The organism is Skermania piniformis (assembly GCF_019285775.1).
Taxonomy (GTDB): Bacteria; Actinomycetota; Actinomycetes; order Mycobacteriales; family Mycobacteriaceae; genus Skermania; species Skermania pinensis.
The window spans coordinates 2,989,013-3,006,957 of sequence record NZ_CP079105.1; the positions used below are offsets into that span (position 1 = coordinate 2,989,013).

Sequence of the window (17,945 nt, forward strand, 5' to 3'; positions counted from 1 at the left end):
GCAGTGCCGGAACATATCTCGGACGCGCTGCAGGTCGGCGAGGACTTCGTCAGCGAGCACTACTTCTGCACCGACGCGACGTCGCAGTCGTTCCAGGCGAAGGTGATCGAGCGCCGCAAAGGCTGGGAGGCCGACCGCGCCGAAGGCCGGCCGACGCCGCGCACCCGGTTCACCGCGGCGCGGGGCGAGCTGACCCGGCGGTTCCTCGGGTTGGCCGAGCACGCCGACATCCACGTACTCGCGGCGCTGTACACCGATCTGCGCGCGGTACTCGGCTACGCCGACGCAATCCGCTGGACGGCGCAGCGGCTCGGCGACGCCGACGAACCGGGACCGGCGCTCGCGTTCCGTACCCCGGGCCTCGCCGGTCCCGCGCCCCTGGTGATCATCGAAGCGGCGGCGGGACTGACCGTGGAGCAGCTGATCGCCCGGGACGAGAAGACGCTGGCCCGGACGTTCCACTCGGGCGACGGCGAGCCGATCGAATCGGCCGCCGCACTGCTATCGCACCTGTTCGTCGCCGACGACGGGCCACGGTTCGCGCTGGTGCTGGCCGGCGGACTGGCGCTGCTCACCGAGCGGGAACGCTGGCCGGAGGGCCGCTACCTGCTGGTGGATCTGCAGCTGGTCGCCGACCGTAACGACGACCGGCGCGGCGGCGAGCTGGACCGGGCGCTGACCTGCCTGGCCGCCGATTCGCTGGCCCCGGACGCCGAAGGCGACATCTGGTGGGCCGGGGTGCTCGACGAATCGGTCCGGCACACCGTCGGGGTGTCGCAGGATCTGCGCGAGGGTGTGCGGCTGTCCATCGAGATCATCGCCAACGACGTGGTCTCCCGCCGCGCCGCGGGCGGACTGGCTCCGTTGCCGGCCGATCAGGCGCAGCCGTTGGCCCGCCAGTCGTTGCGGTTCCTGTACCGAATCCTGTTCCTGCTCTACGCCGAAGCGTCGCCGGAGCTGGCGGTGTTGCCGGTCGGCGATCCGAGCTACGAGCAGGGCTACAGCCTGGACCGGCTGCGCGAGCTGACTCTGGTGGAGCTGGTGACGCCGCGGGCGCAGGCCGGAACCCACCTGTATCGGTCGCTGGCCGTGTTGTTCGGCCTGGTCGACCATGGCCACAACGGCAACCCCGACGAGGTCGAGTCCGCCGGGGCGGCGGGGTTGACCTTCCGGGCGCTGCGGGCGGACCTGTTCCGGCCGGAAGCGATCGGGCTGATCGACGAGACCGGCCTGGGCAACGCGGCGGTGCAGCAGGTGTTGCGGCATCTGTTGCTGAGCAAGGAATCCCGCGGCCGGGACCGCGGCTTCATCTCCTACGCCCAGCTCGGGATCAATCAGCTCGGCGCGGTGTACGAGGGGCTGATGAGTTACACCGGGTTCTTCGCCGAGACCGACCTGTACGAGGTCGCGAAAGGCGGCGAGACGAGTAAGGGCTCCTGGGTGGTATCGCACGACCGGATCGACGGGATCGCCGCGGGCGACATCGTCCGGACGACCGACCCGACCACCGGTGAGCGGCGACCGGTACTGCACCGCGCCGGGACGTTCGTGTTCCGGCTGGCCGGGCGCGAACGCCAGCAGTCGGCGTCCTACTACTCCCCCGAGGTGCTGACCCGGTTCGTGGTGTCCCAGGCGCTGGCCGAACTGCTCGACCAGGACGGTGAAACCACATCGGCCACAGCAATTCTCGACCTCACCGTATGCGAGCCGGCGCTCGGGTCGGGCGCGTTCGCGGTCGAGGCGGTGCGCCAGCTCGCCGAGCAGTACCTGCACCGGCGGCAGGCCGAACTCGGCGAACGGATCGCCCCGGACGCCTACCCGGCCGAATTGCAGCGGGTGAAGGCGTATCTCGCGCTGCACCAGGTGTACGGGGTGGACCTGAACGCGACCGCGGTCGAGTTCGCCGAGATCTCGCTCTGGCTGGCCACGATGGGCGAGGGCTTGGCCGCGCCGTGGTTCGGCCTGCACCTGCGGCGCGGCAACTCGCTGGTCGGCGCCCGGCGCGCGGTGCTCCCGGCGGCGGCGCTGCGCGGCAAGGATGGGTTGGCGGCGACCCCGGTGGACAAGCCGCTGGGCGCGCCGGACGGCAGCGTGGGCCGGCTCGAGCTGGGCGGCGCGGTGCACCATTTCCTGCTGCCCACCGACGGCTGGGGCGCCGCGGTGGAGGCGAAGGAGGCGGCCGCGCTTGCCCCGGATGCCCGGGCCGCGCTGCGTAGCTGGCGAAACTCGTTGCGGCGCACACCGACCAAACAGCAGCTCGGCACCCTCGCGATCCTGGCCCGGCGCACCGAGCGGCTGTGGGAGCTGGCGCTGCGCCGGTTGCAGATCGCCGAATCGGAGGTGCGTCGCGCCATCCCGGTCTGGGGCATCGACGGTCTGCCCGCGGGCGGCGCAGTGCCGCGGGAAGCGATCGAGGCGTCGCTGGCCGACCCGGCCGGGGCCTACCGCCGGCTACGCCGGGTGATGGACGCCTGGTGCGCCCTGTGGTTCTGGCCGCTCACCGAGACCGACATCGCCCCGCCCACCCTGGAACAGTGGCTCGACGCGGTGCAGAAACTGCTCGGCACCGAGGCCAAGGTCCCGCGCGGCCAGAAGGATCAGCTGAGCCTGGCCGAGATCGACAGCTGGGCCGAGCTGGGCGACGCCGAGCACAACGACCTGGTGTACGCCGGAGCGGTCGACCCGGCGAAGGTGGCGGCCGAGCACCCGTGGTTGGCGGTGTGCGAGCGAATCGCCCAGCAGCAGGGCTTCTTTCATTGGGAGCTAGACTTCGCGCCGGTGTTCGCCCGGGGCGGTTTCGACCTGCAGGTGGGGAATCCGCCGTGGGTGCGACCGCGCTCGGATGTGGATGCGCTGCTGGCCGAAGGTGATCCATGGTTTCAGCTCGCGGTGAAGCCGACCCAGGAGCAGGTGCGGGCGAAGCGCGATGCTGCACTGGAGCTGCCCGGCCTCCGAGACCTGGTCCTCGCCGGCACCGCCGAGGTAGCCGCACTGGCCGCCTTCGTCGGCGATGCCCGGCAGTATCCGCCGCTGGCCGGGCTGCAGCCAGATCTCTACCGCTGCTTCATGGCCCAGACCTGGCGCAACGCGCATCCGCATGGGATATCGGCGTTGATCCACCTGGAGTCGCACTTCACCGACGAGAAGGCTGGGTTGCTGCGCGCCGAAACCTACCGGCGGCTGCGGCGGCACTGGCAGTTCATCAATGAACTCAAGTTATTCGAGATCCAGAACCAGAAGCTGTACAGCGTGAATGTGTACGGTTCCGCGTGCGAGCCGTCCTTTCGGCACGCCGTGTCGCTCTACCACCCGGACACCGTGGAGCGCTCCCTCGCGCACGACGGCAGCGGCGCCGAGCCGGGCATCAAAGATCTCGAGGGCCATTGGGACCTGCGGCCACACGCGAGCCGGATCATGACGGTGGATCGCGCGGCACTGGCCGTCTGGAAGGACGCGCTGGAAGCACCTGACGTACCGGTCGAACAAACCCGGATGGTTTACTCGGTCAATCGCTCGGTCGCTGCGGTACAGGCCAAACTCGCCGCCGCGCCCCGAATCGGCAGTATCGACATGCACTTCTCGCCCGGCTGGCACGAGACTGCAGACCGGAAGAAGGGCTATTTCGAAACCGGCTGGGGCGTGCCCGATTCCTGGGACGAAGTGATCCTGCAAGGGCCGCATCTGTTCGTCGGGACGCCGTTGTACAAGTCACCAAACCCGACAATGCTGAATCATCTGGACTGGTCGGCAACCGATTTCGAGGCCCTCACCGACGACGCAATCCCGGCGACGTCGTACAAACCGGCCGGAGACCGGGCCCGCTACGATGCCGCCTACACCAGCTGGGAGGTCGACGGCGCCACCGTCCGCGCCCGCGACTGCTACCGGGTGGCCTGGCGCCGCATGGCTGCGAACACCGGTGAGCGCACCCTGGTCGCCGCGCTTATCCCTCGACGCGCGGCGCACGTACACCCCGTGACCTCGGCAGCGCTGCCGGCTTCGCCATGGGAACTCGTCCGCCTGGCCGCACATACATCGTCACTGATCGCCGACTTCGCTGTGCGGTCCGCGCCCAAGTCAGAGGTGCTGCCCAGCACAGTCAACCGCCTCCCCCTCGTCACCAACCCCCGCCTCACCCCGTTCCTCATTCTCCGCGCCCTCCGCCTGAACTGCGTGACCGCCGCCTACGCCGACCTTTGGCGCGACTGCTGGTCGACCGATTTCCGGTCCGACTCGTGGACCGGCGGCCTGGCCCACACTCGCCGCCGCCCACTGGGCGAGGTCACCGAAAGCTGGTCGCACGACACCCCGCTCCGGATCGCGGCCGACCGCCGCCAGGCCCTGGTCGAGATCGACGCCCTGGTCGCGCTCGGCCTCGGCCTGACCGCGGACGAGTTGTGCACGGTCTACCGCACCCAGTTCCCCGTGCTCTACGGCTACGACCGCAAGACCTACCTCTACGACACCAACGGCCGGCTGGTGCCCAACGAGGTGCTCAGCGTCTGGCGCAAGAAGGGCGACCGGCTCACCGCGGAGGAACGCACCGCCACCAACCAGGCGGGCAACACCTACACCTACGAGCTGCCGTTCGGCTTCCTCGACCGCGAGGCCGACATGCGCACGGCCTACGCCGAATTCGAGCGTCGCCTCGCCGAACAGTAGCGCGAACCCCGCGCCGACACGCGGCACGAGCTGCATCGATGACGTTCGGTGTCGGAGGTCGGTCATAGAGTGGCGGCGCACGACCGGAACAGCTGAGGAGGCCGCGATGGGGGATCGATCGGCAATCGAATGGACCGAGGCAACCTGGAATCCGGTAACCGGCTGCGACCGCGTCTCCACCGGCTGCGATCACTGCTACGCGGCGACGCTGGCCAAACGACTCAAAGCGATGGGCTCGGCCAAGTATCAGAACGACGGCGACGCTCGGACCTCCGGCCCTGGGTTCGGCGTGACCGTGCATCCACAAGCACTCGACGAACCACGACGCTGGCGCAATCCGCGCATCGTCTTCGTGAACTCGATGAGCGACTTGTTCCACGCAAGGGTGCCGCTGGACTTCGTCCGCGACGTGTTCGACGTCTGCCGCGATACCCCGCACCACACATACCAAGTCCTGACCAAGCGGAGTGTGCGACTGCGTCGCGTCGCCGACACGTTGGACTGGCCGGACAACGTCTGGATGGGGGTATCGGTCGAGAACGCCGGTGTTCTCGACCGCGTCGATGATCTCCGCGAAGTGCCTGCCGCGGTGCGATTTCTGTCCTGCGAACCGCTGCTGGGCCCGCTCGACGGAATCGATCTCACGGATATCGACTGGGTGATCGCCGGCGGCGAGTCCGGACCGCGGTACCGGCCGGTCGAGCTGTCGTGGGCGCGTGGAATCCGCGACGCGTGCCGCGACAACGATGTGCCGTTCTTCTTCAAGCAATGGGGTGGTCGTACGCCGAAGGCCTCCGGTCGTGAACTCGACGGCCGACTGTGGGACGAGATGCCGGCGACCGGCTAGTCAGCCGGGACGACGACGAGCTTCTCGACCTTGTCGCCCTTCCCGGTGCTGGGAGTAAGTCCACGAGCGTGCAGGTGCTTGACGGCAGCGCGGGCGGCCGACTCCCGAACCTGTCCGAAGTATTTGCCGAACACCGCGCGCGGGTGATCTCCGAGCGTAATCGGCTTCTTCTCGGTGATGAGAAGCCTGTTGATCTGATCTGCGATGTACGGCACAGCTTCACGCTCGACCTCGTCGATGCTCGGCCAGGCCAGCACAGTCTCGGCTGGCAACAGGTCCAACTGATCGCCGGCTCGGGCGTCTTCGCGCTGCACCGCAAGCGCACCGGCCGCCTTCCACCAGTCCTCCGTTGCTTTCGCGGCGCAATGCCCGAAATTCCACACCCCATGCAGATGTCGGGTGCAGAAGACCAGGTAGTAGACCGGCTGCTGGCGCGGCGCCCGGAGCACGGGCACCACAACGACGTGCGATTCGGTGTCGCGGCCGAGCTTCTCCGCGAACCGGGAGACGACCGCCTCCACCGCCCCCTCCGTCACTCCTGCGGACAACAGGTCACGCCACCAGTCGCCTCCGAGAGCCTCATCGAGCCGCCGCATCGACTTTTCGTTCGGCGTGGCAGACCTTACGTGTCCGCCGATCCGGCGAATGGCTTCGAGACTCAGGTTGATGATCATCTCGGTCGGCGGCCACGCCGCCGAGTCGTTTCGCTTCATCGCCGTCACCAGGTCGACGTAGGGCACCCCGAGCCCGGTCGGGTCCTCGAAAATGAACGTGGGCAACGCCGCAACCCGCGGAAGCATCGACGATAGGTGCTCGGCGGCTAGGCCGTTCGTGACGTCGATAGCCAAGCCGTCCGCACGGTAGGGCGCCGCGAGCTGTGTCAGATCCGCAAAGAAGTCCGCGTTCTTCTCGCACAGGAAAAGGTCGACCGCAACGCCCTGAGACAACTGGTCCTTTGCGAACGTCAGCATGATTCCCGGCGACCCCAGAGAACCGTTATCATACCTACCTCGCCCGGCGAACCCGTCGATGTAAGCGACGTGCTTGGTCGGAACACTGGTACGAATCAGGAACACCGGCAGATAGCGCTTCACAAGATGCAACTTGAGCACACCCGGAAGCCGATGATCCTCCCAGTACTTGTCGTTAGCCCCTGTAGCCATGTTGAAACCTCTTTCCTCCCATGGCTACAGGGTAACGCCGCCCACCGACAGCAATTTTCACGCGAATGCACTGACCGATCCGAATCGGATATATGCACAAGCGATGTCGGCAGTCTGCGGCCCTTTTTCTCTACCGCGCTCGATGGCAAGACCGCTGTGGTCGCCGGTGCCGCCTCAGGTATCGGTGCGCTATCGCGGCGGGCTTATCCGTCAATGCTGCAGGATTCGACCGCGGCGAGCCGTTCACGAACAACGACCAAGCGCTGTGGAATTCGCTGGTCGCGGTGAACTTCCCGACCCGGTTCGGCTCTCCCATGCTTTCCTCGAACCTCTGCTGAGCTCGATACCCCCGCTGTTTGCGTCGCTGTCCGCCGAAGTCCGCGACGGACTGATCCGCGCCATCCCCTTCACCGCTTGGCGATACCCGGCGAAGTCGCTGACGCCGCAATGTTTTTCGCTTCCGAGCACGCCGGAGCTACGGGATTGTCGCCGTGCCCGAGCACGAGGGCCTTGGCGTTTTGATCACGCAGTTCGTCCTCGTGAGCAGCGTCCGTTGCGACGTTGCACCGTTAGGCAGGTTGGGGCGAGAACTGTAGGGAGGAAATGTAATTGCCCGGCATGACGGTTTGCTCACCGGACCAGCGGTAGGCAACGAGCGCACCGGACCTGACCGCACTGAAGTCGACGCAGGCTGTGTAGGTGGTCCAGTCGACCGACTGCTGCGGCGCCCAGCGGCGCCAGTAGTGCCCGTAGAACACCGGAACACGATCGGTGTAGACGTAGCTACGCTCGTCCGCCGGGACCGGCACCGCCGCCACCGACGGATACGGCGAACCGTCCTCGGTTGTGAACGATCCACCGATCTCGGCCAGATCGTCCAGCGTGTCGGCCTGCCCGTTCCACCAACGCAATCGCGCACGATCGCGACGATGACCGTCTTTGTCGAGGAAGGCCGGCTGACCGTACTGCACCAGCCCGACCTCCGGCCCTTTCAGCAGCACCTCGACGGCGGTGTAGAGCGGGTCACCCTTCGTCGATGCACGAACGAACTGTTCCGGCGCAGTGAAACGGTTGCCACCGACCTCCGACTCGACGACAGCCATCGACGGACCGTGCCAGCAGGCATGCACGATCCGGATATCGCCCAGATCCAGCCAGAGCGGCAACGTCATGAACCAGTCCAGAAAACGAGAGCGATCGTCGCCGACCACCTGCTCCAGGAACGCCGCGTGCTGCGCCTGGTTCTTCGCCGAGTGCCGCCGCAGATACTCACCGGGACGCGTCGGGTCCGGCGACGCGAAGGCGATCGCGTTCAACTCGTGATTACCCATCGTCACCATCGCCGACCCGGCGTCGGCCATCTCTTTGACGATCTCGAGGACCCGCAGCTGCTGTGGCCCGCGGTCGATCAGGTCGCCGACGAAGATCGCAGTCCGAACCGGGTGCCGGTATGCACCGGTCGGGTCGCTGCGCTCGTACCCCATTCCGGCCAGCAACGTTTCCAGTTCATCCGCCGCGCCGTGTATATCGCCGATAATGTCGAATCCATTCACACACGGATGGTCGCACGCACCCCCGACACCCGAGTAACCGCTGATTACGAGGGAACGGCCTGGACTCCAAGGTGGACCACCGGGTGCAGCTACCGGGCACCCAGGAAGCTCCTCGCCGCCGCTCGCAGCGGCGCCACCTCGCGCCTGGCGCGGATGAAGCCGGGCACCGAGGCTCCGAAATCCGCGCAGACCGTCTACGACTGGTTGGCGCACGGCCTCCCTATCGCTCTGCCTCGATCCAGGTCGTTCTGTCGCGGCTTTCATGCACAGCTGGGCAGCACGACGAACCGCGCGTCCACAGCGGCGGAGACCTCGATGTCCTCCGGGACTAGTTCTGCCCCTTGTTCTTTAGGTATCGACGCGCCGCGCTGGTAACCGCCGCTGGGTTCGTTCGGGGGATAAAGCGACCCTCCGAGCATGCCCACATCGGCGATCGCCACAGGAGCGACCTTGCCGAGTTCGAGCGCATCGGCGTACAGCTGCGCCCGCGCCAACGCATCACGGACCGCACGCACGCGCGCCAGCCCGGCCAGTTCGTCGCGACGTTTCGCGGTCAGCGCCCAGCGGACACGCTGGATACGAAAGCCGGTGATGTCGCGAGTGCTGGCGCTCACCCAGTCCGACAGTGCGGTGAAGTCGCGGAACTTGACTTCGACGTCGACATCGGCCCGATGGATGAGCGGGAGAATCTTCCCGTCCTTGTTCCACGGCCTCTCGGACGAGGTACGGAGCCGTCCGGCGGACCACCACGTCACCGCCGCGCGGCCGCCGGTCGTCAGGCGGGCGAGGGAGGCGTGTACGGTGCCACGTTCCGGCGCCTGGAATGCGGAGTACGTCCCGTGGACGACAATCTCGGTAGACATGCGCGCACCGTATCGGCGGGCACCGACAAGTGAGGTTCTGTAGCAACCCGGCTACTGCCACGGGTCGATCATGCCGTCCGCCAAACTTTGGAACGCGTCCATGCCCTCTCGGCCGAGGGAGCCATCTCGACGAGGATGTCGATATCGGATCCGGCGTGCGCGGTGCCGCCTTCGTCGACGTACCGACTCGGCTAAGCTTTCGTTCCGAGGAGGAGCCATGGACAAGAAGGCTGCCTCGGCGAAGGATCGTCGCGAGGCCGAGGGCGAGAAGTTCCCGGAGTCGTTGCGCGCCAAGGCCTGATGTCCGAGCTGCTCCCCCTCACCCAGGCGGCCTCGATCCGGGAGAGCCTGCTCGACTATCTGGGCACCACGTTCGCCCTCGCCGACCCGGACACCCGGCGCGCGCTGGACGAGTTCCTGCAAGACCCCGAACACGGCATGTTCCGCGGCCCGTATCTGCGGTTGCGGCTGCCGTTCCGCCCCGCCGCCGACGGCTGGCGCGACTCCCTGGAGTGGTACGAGGGACCGACGCCGTACGGACATCAGGCCGCGGCATTCGCCCGGCTGAGCAGCTACCGGCTGTCCGCCGACCGGCCCCGGCCGCGGCCGACGCTGGTGGTCACCGGCACCGGCTCGGGCAAGACCGAGGCGTTCCTCTACCCCATCCTGGACCACTGCCGCCGAGCCAAGCGGGACGGGATCACCGGAACCAAAGCGATCGTGCTGTACCCGATGAACGCGCTCGCCAACGACCAGGCGGCGCGACTGGCCCGGCTGCTCACCGAGCACGCCGACCTGGCCGGGGTCACCGCCGCGCTCTACACCGGCGAGGGCGGACCGAAACGCACCAAGGTCACCCCGGACGGCCTGATCACCGACCGCGAGGTGATCCGCGACCTTCCCCCGGACATCCTGCTGACCAACTACAAGATGCTCGACCAGCTGCTGTTACGGCCGGCCGACGCCGACATCTGGGCCCGCAGCGCAACCAGTCTGCAGTATCTGGTGCTCGACGAATTCCACACCTACGACGGGGCGCAGGGCACCGACGTGTCGATGCTGTTGCGCCGGCTCGGTCTGACCCTGAAAAGCCATTGGCCCGAGGCAGACCCGGCGATCACCGCCGACGACCGGGCGCGGCCGCTGGGCCGGATCACCCCGGTCGCGACCTCGGCCACCCTCGGCGCCGACGGCGACCCCGCGGCCATGGTGGACTTCGCCCACACCGTCTTCGGCGAGGAGTTCGGCGCCGACGCGGTGATCACCGAGTCCCGGCTCACCATCACCGAATGGGCCGACGCCGCCGAGGCCCGGGTCCAGGCCGAGGGGTGGGCGGTCGGCGAGCTCTCCCCCACCGGGATGGAGAAACTCGCGCAGGCGGCCGGCGCGGGCGATCCGCACTCGGTCACCGTCGCCACGTTGCAGGCGCTCTACGCCGACGGGGCTCACATCGCCGACGACGACGACCGAATCGCAGCCGTCGTTGCCGGCACCGACCCCATCCTGGTGGACCTGATCCGCGCCCACCCCGCGTTCCAGCAGCTGATCGCCGCGCTCGCGACAGCGGTCCCGGTCGACGAGGTGGTCCGCTCCGCGGACGCTCCGGCCGCGGCGATCGACGCACTGGTCACCACGCTGAGCCACGTTCGGGCCACGCACGGCCGGGCCGCGCCGTCGGTGGACGTGCACCTGTGGATCCGCGAACTCACCCGGATCGACCGGGCGGTCAGCGGTGCTCCGCACTTCGTCTGGGGCGACGACGGCGTGCCACTCGACCTCGACACCACGGCCGGCGGGCCGTATCTGCCGGCGCTGTACTGTCGCCACTGCAACCGCTCCGGCTGGGGAATCGTGCTCGCCCCCACCGGATCCGACCTCGACGACGACACCGCGATCCGGCGGCGTGCCGCCCGCCGGGACGACCGATTCCGTGCGCTGATCCACGCCCCGCGCGAAGCTGAGGAACCGGCGGCTCCCGAGACATCTTCGGGCGTAACGGATTCCGGCTCGGGCCTGCGCTGGCTGCGGATCGCGGACCGCCGGCTCACCGTGGCCGCACCGGACGCGGCGCAGCTCGCCGAAGGCGGTGCGATACCGGTGCTGCTGCATGTCTCCGACGAGGCGGGCGCCGACTCGAAACACGATGTGTGCCCGGCCTGCCGGCAGCGCGACGGTATCCGGTTCCTCGGGTCGGCGATCGCCACCATGCTGTCGGTGTCGCTGTCCACCCTGTTCGGTACGCCCGACCTGAACCCGCGGGAGAAGCGGGCGCTGGTCTTCACCGACAGCGTGCAGGACGCCGCGCACCGAGCCGGATTCGTCCAGGCCCGCTCGCACACGCTCACGCTGCGCACGCTGATCCGGCACGCGCTGGCCGACGGCGCGCCCACCGACCTGGCCACGCTGGTGCACCGGATCATCGATCAGGCCGGCGACGCCGGGCAGCGCTTCCGGATCCTGCCGCCCGACCTCGCCGAGCGGGACGCCTTTGCCCGGTTCTGGACCGAGCCGCCCGGTGGGGTGCCACCCGCCGTATTGCGCCGTGTGCGCCGCCGAGTGCTGCTCGACGTCCAGCTGGAGTTCGGGTTGCGCAGCGGTGTCGGCCGCACCCTGGAACGCACCGGCACCGCCGCCGCCGACGTCGAGGTGCCCGACGCGGTACTGCGGGCGTGCGCCCGGGACGCACTCGACAGCGACGGGGTGCAGATCGCCCTCGACGTGGTCGATCCGGCACGCTCGCTCGGCTGGGTGCGCGGCGTACTCCAGCACATGCGGGCTCGGGGCGCGATCGAGCACGAGTGGTTCACCCGATTCCGGGCCGAGGACGGCAACCGCTGGTGGATCACCGGCGGTCGACGACGCGACGAGGGCATGCCCGGGTTCGGCCGCGGCAGTTCCGCGCCGGGGTTCCCGGTGCTCGGCGGGCCGACCGCCGACACCGATCTGGAGCCGATCGGCTCGGCCCGCGGCTGGTACGCGCTGTGGACCGCGAAGGCACTCGGGGTGAGTTCCGCCCAGGGCGCCGTGCTGGCCCGGCTGCTGTTCGCCCGGCTGCGCAGCCGTGACGTGCTCGGCGACGCCACTTCCCCGACCGGCGCACGCACCTACCACCTGCCCGTCGAGTCGGTGGTGGTCCGTACGATCACCGACCTGGACTCGGCTGCTGTTGCCCTGTCCTGCACCGTGTGCCGCGACACCGTCGTCGCCGGTCCGGCGACCGTGGCCGCGTTGTCCGGCGGACCGTGCCTGGTGGCCCGCTGCGACGGAGTCCTGCGTTCGCATCGCATGGCGGACAACTTCTACCGTCGGATGTATGCCGCGAACGACGTTCGCCGGGTGGTGGCGCGCGAGCACACCAGCCTGCTGCCCGACGAGCTGCGGCTGGCGTACGAGAACGGGTTCAAGCAGACCGACCCACCGCCGGACGCGCCGAACGTCCTGGTCGCCACCCCCACCCTGGAGATGGGCATCGACATCGGCGACCTCTCCGCGGTGCTGCTGTCCTCGCTGCCGCGCACGGTCGCGTCCTATCTGCAGCGGGTCGGCCGGGCGGGCCGGCTGACCGGCAACTCGCTCGCCCTGGCCTACGTCACCGGCCGGGGCGACCAGCTGCCGCGATTCGCCCGGCCGGAGACCACGATCAACGGCGCGGTGCGGCCGCCGGCGACCTACCTCGACGCCGAGGAGATCCTGGCCCGCCAGTTCGTTGCGTCGGTGGTCGACCGGCTGGCCCGCCGACCCACCGCGCCGCACCCGCGCACCACACCGGATGCGTTGCGCAGCAGTGAGACCGGAACGTTCCTCGGCGCAGTGATCGCCGAGGCCGAGCAGCACGCGGACACCTTGACCGAGGCGTTCCTGGCCGGTTTCCCGACGCTCGCCCCGGGCGTCGCGGCGCGGCTGCGCGACCTGCCCCGGGCGGCGGACGGACCGGGCACCAGCGACCTGGCGCGCCGCTGCCACCGCGCCGTCCAGGAATGGAACCGGCGGCTGGAGCTGACCACCCGCCGCCGGGCAGCCGTGCAGGCCGCGCTGCCGGACCTGCGGGCCCGCGCCGAGTCGCCCGCTGCGGTCGACGACGACCGGCGCGAGCTGCGCACCGCGGAGGCGACGCTGCGACTGCTGGGCCGCCAGCTGGCGACGATGCGCTCGGAGTATTGGATCGGCGCGCTGGAGTCGTTCGGCCTGCTGCCGAACTACACCCTGCTCGACGACTCGGTGTCGCTCGCGGTCTCGGTGCACTGGCTGGACCCGCAGACCCAGGAGTACGCGCACTCCGAGTTCGAGCTGACGCGCGGCTCGGCACCGGCGCTGCGCGACTTCGCTCCCGGATCCACCTTCTATGCCCGGGGATTCGCCATCACCATCGACGCGGTCGACCTGGGCGCCGAGGGCGAGGCGATCCGGACCTGGGTATGCTGCCCGGCCTGCGGCCACGTCCGGGAACTCGCCCCGGAGCTGGACGGCCGCGACGTCCCCGCCCGCTGCCCGCGCTGCGGTTCCCCCGCAATCGCCGACCCCGCGCAGCAGCTGCCGGTGGTCGAGCTGACCGGTGTGTCGGCGGTGATCCGGCGCGAGGAAGCGACGATCGACGACGCCGTCGATGAGCGCGCCCAGGAGCGCTTCACCCTGGTTCCTGCCGTGGACATCGATCCCGCCCAGATCGGGCGCCGCTGGTTCGAGACCGGACTGGGGCTGGGCGCGACCCGGCTGCGCCGCCTGGACATCCGGTGGATCAATCTGGGGCGCAGCGGAACCGGCGGCGCCACCCGTATCTTCGCGGGAGTCAAGGCGGACGCCGCACTGTTCCGGGTCTGCCGGGAATGCGGCAAGCTCGACACGTCGACCGGCCAGAACCGCCGGGACGAACACCGGCCCTGGTGCTCGCGGCGGACCGCAGCCACCGAGGATCCGGCGAACATCGCACTGGCGCGCCGGCTCAGCACGGAGGGGCTGCTGTTGCGACTGCCCGTCTCGATCACCCTCGGCGACTCGTTCGCGGTGCCGTCGCTGGCGGCCGCGCTGCAGCTCGGTCTGCGGGAACGGATCGGCGGTGACCCGACCCACCTGGCGATCCTGCCGATCGTCGAACCCTCACTGCGCGGGGACAATCCGACCGCGCTGCTGCTCCACGACCTGGTGCCCGGCGGCACCGGCTACCTCGCCGACTTCGCCGACCCCGCGGCGGTGTGGGATGTGCTGTACCGCGCCTGGCAGGTGGTATCGCACTGTCCGTGTGCCGACGAGGGCAAACTCGCCTGCGAACGGTGCCTGCTGCCGTTCGCGGCCCCGGCCGACCTGGCCTGGACCGCGCGCGCGGCCGCCGAACGACATCTGGCGAACCTCCTGGCCGGCCGTGAGTTCGGTCCCGGCGAGGCGCCGGTGATCCCGGACGCGATGAGCTGGGTGATCACCGAGGCCGAGCCGACCGATCCCGACGACGGCGAATCCCATCTGGAACAACGCTTCCGGATCGCCCTGCGGGCGCGCTTGGATGCGCTGGGCGCGACGGTCACCGAGAAGCCCGGCCCGAACGGGGTCGTCTGGGATATCGGCCTCGGCGCGGGCAACCGGTGGACGCTGCGTCCCCAGGAGCTCGTGCTCGGCAGCAGACCCGACTTCGTGCTCACCTCCGCGCGCGGTGGGGTACCACCGACCGCGATCTTCACCGACGGCTGGAACTACCACGCGAGCCCGGCGCACAATCGCGTCGCCGACGACGCGGAGAAGCGACAGAACCTGCGTGACGGCGGCTATCAGGTGATCGCGGTGACCGCCGACGATGTGGCCGGCACCACCCGCCCGTCGGCGATGCTGCGGCGGGCAGACCGGGCGATGGTGTTATCGCATTTCGGCGCCCGGATCACCCCGGCGACGCTGGACCTGGCGTTCGGCACTGCCGTGGATCTGCTGATCGATTGGGTACAGCAACCGCGGCGGGAGAATCGGCGGGCCCTCGCCGGGGTCGTGCCGATTCTGGCACTGATCGCCGCGCACCAGACCGGTGGGCAGCGGACCGCGAGCGCCTCTACCACGGCGGCCGCAGCCGCAGCTCTGGCCGGGACGGCCGACCCGGGACCGGGCAACATCATGATCTGCCGATCCGGCACCTTCGCCGCCGCGATCGATGGCGCGGCGGGCGGTCCGAGCGCGGTCAGCGTGGTCCTCGACGACGCCCCCGACCGGCTCGGCGACCATGCGAAACCGGCCTGGCAGGAGTGGCTGCGCTGGGCGAACTTGCTGAACTTCGGCCAGTTGCCGACCACGATCACCACCAGCTCCGGAATCGGCGACACCGCACCGCCGGCGATTCCTGCCGAGCCCGACCGAGCCGGCGGTACCGCGCTGTCGCAGGCCTGGCAGGCGGTCGCCGACGCGACGCTGGAGGTCGAGCTGGATCTGCTGGTACAGCTCGCCGCGGCCGGGGTCCCGGTGCCGGTGGTCGGCGAAGAGGTCGACGGCATCCCGCTCGACGTCGCCTGGCCGGCGGTCAAGGTTGTGCTCGCGGTCGGCCTCGACGACGCAGAGCAGGAACAGTTGTCGGTGGCCGGGTGGACACTGTGCGAGCCCGACCGCGACCAGCTGGTAACTGCATTGGAAGCCGCCGCGCCGGCGAAGGGAGACCGCTGATGCCGTACGTGATGTTCGGTCCGGGTACGGAGAAGATCGATGGCAGCGTGCACAAGGACACCTACGGTTTCCTGACCAAGCTCGCTCGCGACGACACCACCCCGGGTCTGCACATCGAGCCGATAAACGGCTCGGCCGATCCACGCACCCGGACCGGCCGGGTCACCAAGTTCTGGCGTGCCGTGCTGGTCAAGCTGCAGAACCGTACCGGCGATCAGCCCACCTATATCTTCCTCGGCACGTACCCGCACGACGACGCGATCGAGCTCGCCCGCACCACCCGGGTCCGGATCAATCCGGCCAACGGGATCGCGGAACTGGTCGCCGCGCAATCCGCTCCGGCCGAACCGGCCCCCGTGGTCCAGGCGCCGACTCCGGGACCTGCGTCCGCCGGCCCGGCGACGCTGCGGTCGCGCAGTTACACCGTGGACGACTTCAGCGCGCTCGGCTTCGACGCCGATTTCGCGGCGGGCGCGCTCGACCTCACCGACGAGGACGCCGTGCTGGACTACGCCGATCGGGCTCCGGCGGCCTGGCAGGCCAACGCGCTGCTCGACATCTACACCGGGGCGAGCTTCGACACCGTCCGCGACACCTATCGGCTGGCTACCCCGGCGACCGTCCCGGACAGCAACGACGACGCCGCCGTGCTCACCGCACTGGAGCATCCTGCCGCGCAGATGGAGTTCGCGCTGGTGGAGAACGACGAGGCGTTGCGTGCAGCGCTGGCGAACCCGAACTTCGCGGCGTGGCGGGTGTTCCTGCATCCGACTCAGCGCGAGCTGGCGACCAAGGCCTGGCCGGGAACCGCGCGGCTCACCGGCGGGGCGGGCACCGGTAAGACGGTGATCCTGCTCCATCGGGCGCGGGCGTTGCAGCACCGTGACCCACGGGCGCGGATCGTGCTGACCACCTTCAACCGGACGCTCGCCGAGATGCTGAAAGAGCAACTGCAGGCGCTCGATCCATCGATCGAACTGGCATCCGACCTCGGTCGGCCGGGCATCTACGTCGCCGGAGTGGACGCGTTGGCCTACCGGTTGCTGGCCACCGCGTCGGCGCGCGGCGCCGATCCCGGCGAGCTCACCGCCGCCGTGGCCGACGTGCTCGGGTCCCGCACCCACCAGGTGTTGGGAAACACCTGGCCGCGGGCGTGGAGCGCGGCTCTCGAGTCGGTCGCCGAACTGCCGAACGAGCTGCGCTCGACGGCGTTCGTCGAGGCCGAATACGCCACGGTCGTACTGCCGAACCTGGTAACCGATGAGCGTGGCTATCTGAAAGTGCGTCGCGCCGGGCGCGGCGTCGCGCTGAGCCGGGCGCGCCGGATGGCGGTCTGGTCGGTGATCGAGGCGTACCGCGCATCCGCGGCAGCGGACGGCAGCACCGACTTCGAGGAGAAGGCCGCCGTCGCGGCCCGGCTGCTGGAGCGCAGCCCGGATGCACGCCCGGCCGACCACGTGCTGGTGGACGAGGCGCAGGATCTCAGCCCGGCCCGGCTGCGCCTGCTGCGGGCTCTGGTCGCCGAAGGGCCGGACGACCTGCTGTTGGCCGACGATGCACACCAGCGGATCTACGGCCAGCGGATCTCGCTGAGCAGTGTGGGCATCAACGTCCGCGGGCGCCGATCCCGGCGACTGACCCTGAATTACCGCACCACCGAGCAGAATCTGCGCTACGCACTCGGGGTCTTGTCCGGCACGGAGTTCGTCGATCTGGACGACGACCCGGTCGACTCGGCCGGATACCGCTCGGCCCGAAGCGGTCCGACGCCGCGAACGATCCCGACGTCGTCACTGACCGACCTGTACGACACCGTCGGCCACGTTCTGGGCGAGTGGCTCGACGCCGGGGCCGCCCCGGGCAGCATCGGGCTGCTGGTGCCCACCCGTAAGGACGGCGAGACGCTGCCGCGGGCCTTGGGCGAACGGGGTCGCACCATCACCTTCGTCGACCGGGACACAACATCGTCCGGTTCACCCATGGTGATGACCATGCACCGGGCCAAGGGCATGGAGTTCGCCAAGGTGATCCTGGTCGGCGTCGGCGCCGCGAACCTGCCCCGCGCGTACCAGATCGAGCATCTCCCCGAGGGCGACCGGCCGGACGCGCTGCAGCGCGAGCGCTCGTTGCTCTACGTCGCCGCCACCCGGGCCCGCGACGAACTGGTCGTCGTCTATTCCGGCGAGCCGAGCGAGCTGTTGCCCGGGTAACGACGAAGGGTCGCGCG

7 protein-coding genes are annotated in these 17,945 nt (G+C 69.4%); 4 read left to right on the forward strand and 3 right to left on the reverse strand.

The genetic code is table 11. The features are described 5' to 3' along the window. Positions 1-3 precede the first annotated feature (3 nt). Both KV203_RS13845 and KV203_RS13850 read left to right on the forward strand, forming a co-directional pair. A complete protein-coding gene (locus KV203_RS13845) occupies positions 4-4,662 on the forward strand; it encodes a class I SAM-dependent DNA methyltransferase (RefSeq protein WP_217995973.1) in 4,659 nt (1,552 codons plus the stop codon). A 106-nt stretch (positions 4,663-4,768) separates the two neighbouring features. After that, positions 4,769-5,509 carry a DUF5131 family protein gene (locus KV203_RS13850; RefSeq protein WP_066470341.1) on the forward strand — a complete coding sequence of 247 codons (741 nt, stop codon included), beginning with the start codon at positions 4,769-4,771 and terminating at the stop codon, positions 5,507-5,509. Here KV203_RS13850 and tcmP read toward each other — a convergent pair. From tcmP to KV203_RS13865, 3 genes are all read right to left on the reverse strand, one after another. Next, a complete protein-coding gene (tcmP, locus tag KV203_RS13855) occupies positions 5,506-6,672 on the reverse strand; it encodes a three-Cys-motif partner protein TcmP (RefSeq protein ID WP_083530041.1) in 1,167 nt (388 codons plus the stop codon). The two genes, KV203_RS13850 and tcmP, sit on opposite strands and share 4 nt — an antisense overlap. A 569-nt stretch (positions 6,673-7,241) precedes the next feature. Then, positions 7,242-8,225: a metallophosphoesterase gene (locus KV203_RS13860; protein WP_246600154.1), complete on the reverse strand. Its 984-nt coding sequence runs from the start codon at positions 8,223-8,225 to the stop codon at positions 7,242-7,244. A gap of 260 nt (positions 8,226-8,485) precedes the next feature. Further along, a complete protein-coding gene (locus KV203_RS13865; RefSeq protein WP_066470336.1) occupies positions 8,486-9,088 on the reverse strand; it encodes an SIMPL domain-containing protein in 603 nt (200 codons plus the stop codon). Between the two features lie 300 nt (positions 9,089-9,388). On the opposite strand from KV203_RS13865, the gene KV203_RS13870 reads away from it, so the two are divergent. Both KV203_RS13870 and KV203_RS13875 read left to right on the forward strand, forming a co-directional pair. Further along, positions 9,389-15,718 carry a DEAD/DEAH box helicase gene (locus KV203_RS13870; protein ID WP_066470333.1) on the forward strand — a complete coding sequence of 2,110 codons (6,330 nt, stop codon included), beginning with the start codon at positions 9,389-9,391 and terminating at the stop codon, positions 15,716-15,718. Then, on the forward strand, positions 15,718-17,928 hold the full coding sequence (locus tag KV203_RS13875) for a UvrD-helicase domain-containing protein (RefSeq protein ID WP_066470332.1): 2,211 nt from the start codon (positions 15,718-15,720) through the stop codon (positions 17,926-17,928). The genes KV203_RS13870 and KV203_RS13875 overlap by 1 nt, the downstream gene beginning before the upstream one ends. Positions 17,929-17,945 lie beyond the last annotated feature (17 nt).

Excerpts from the sequence above, each read along its gene's own strand:
- KV203_RS13850 (WP_066470341.1), top strand. The coding sequence starts at position 4,769 with ATGGGGGATCGATCGGCAATCGAATGGACCGAGGCAACCTGGAATCCG.
- tcmP (WP_083530041.1), bottom strand. The coding sequence starts at position 6,672 with ATGGCTACAGGGGCTAACGACAAGTACTGGGAGGATCATCGGCTTCCG.
- KV203_RS13865 (WP_066470336.1), bottom strand. The coding sequence starts at position 9,088 with ATGTCTACCGAGATTGTCGTCCACGGGACGTACTCCGCATTCCAGGCG.
- KV203_RS13870 (WP_066470333.1), top strand. The coding sequence starts at position 9,389 with ATGTCCGAGCTGCTCCCCCTCACCCAGGCGGCCTCGATCCGGGAGAGC.
- KV203_RS13875 (WP_066470332.1), top strand. The coding sequence starts at position 15,718 with ATGCCGTACGTGATGTTCGGTCCGGGTACGGAGAAGATCGATGGCAGC.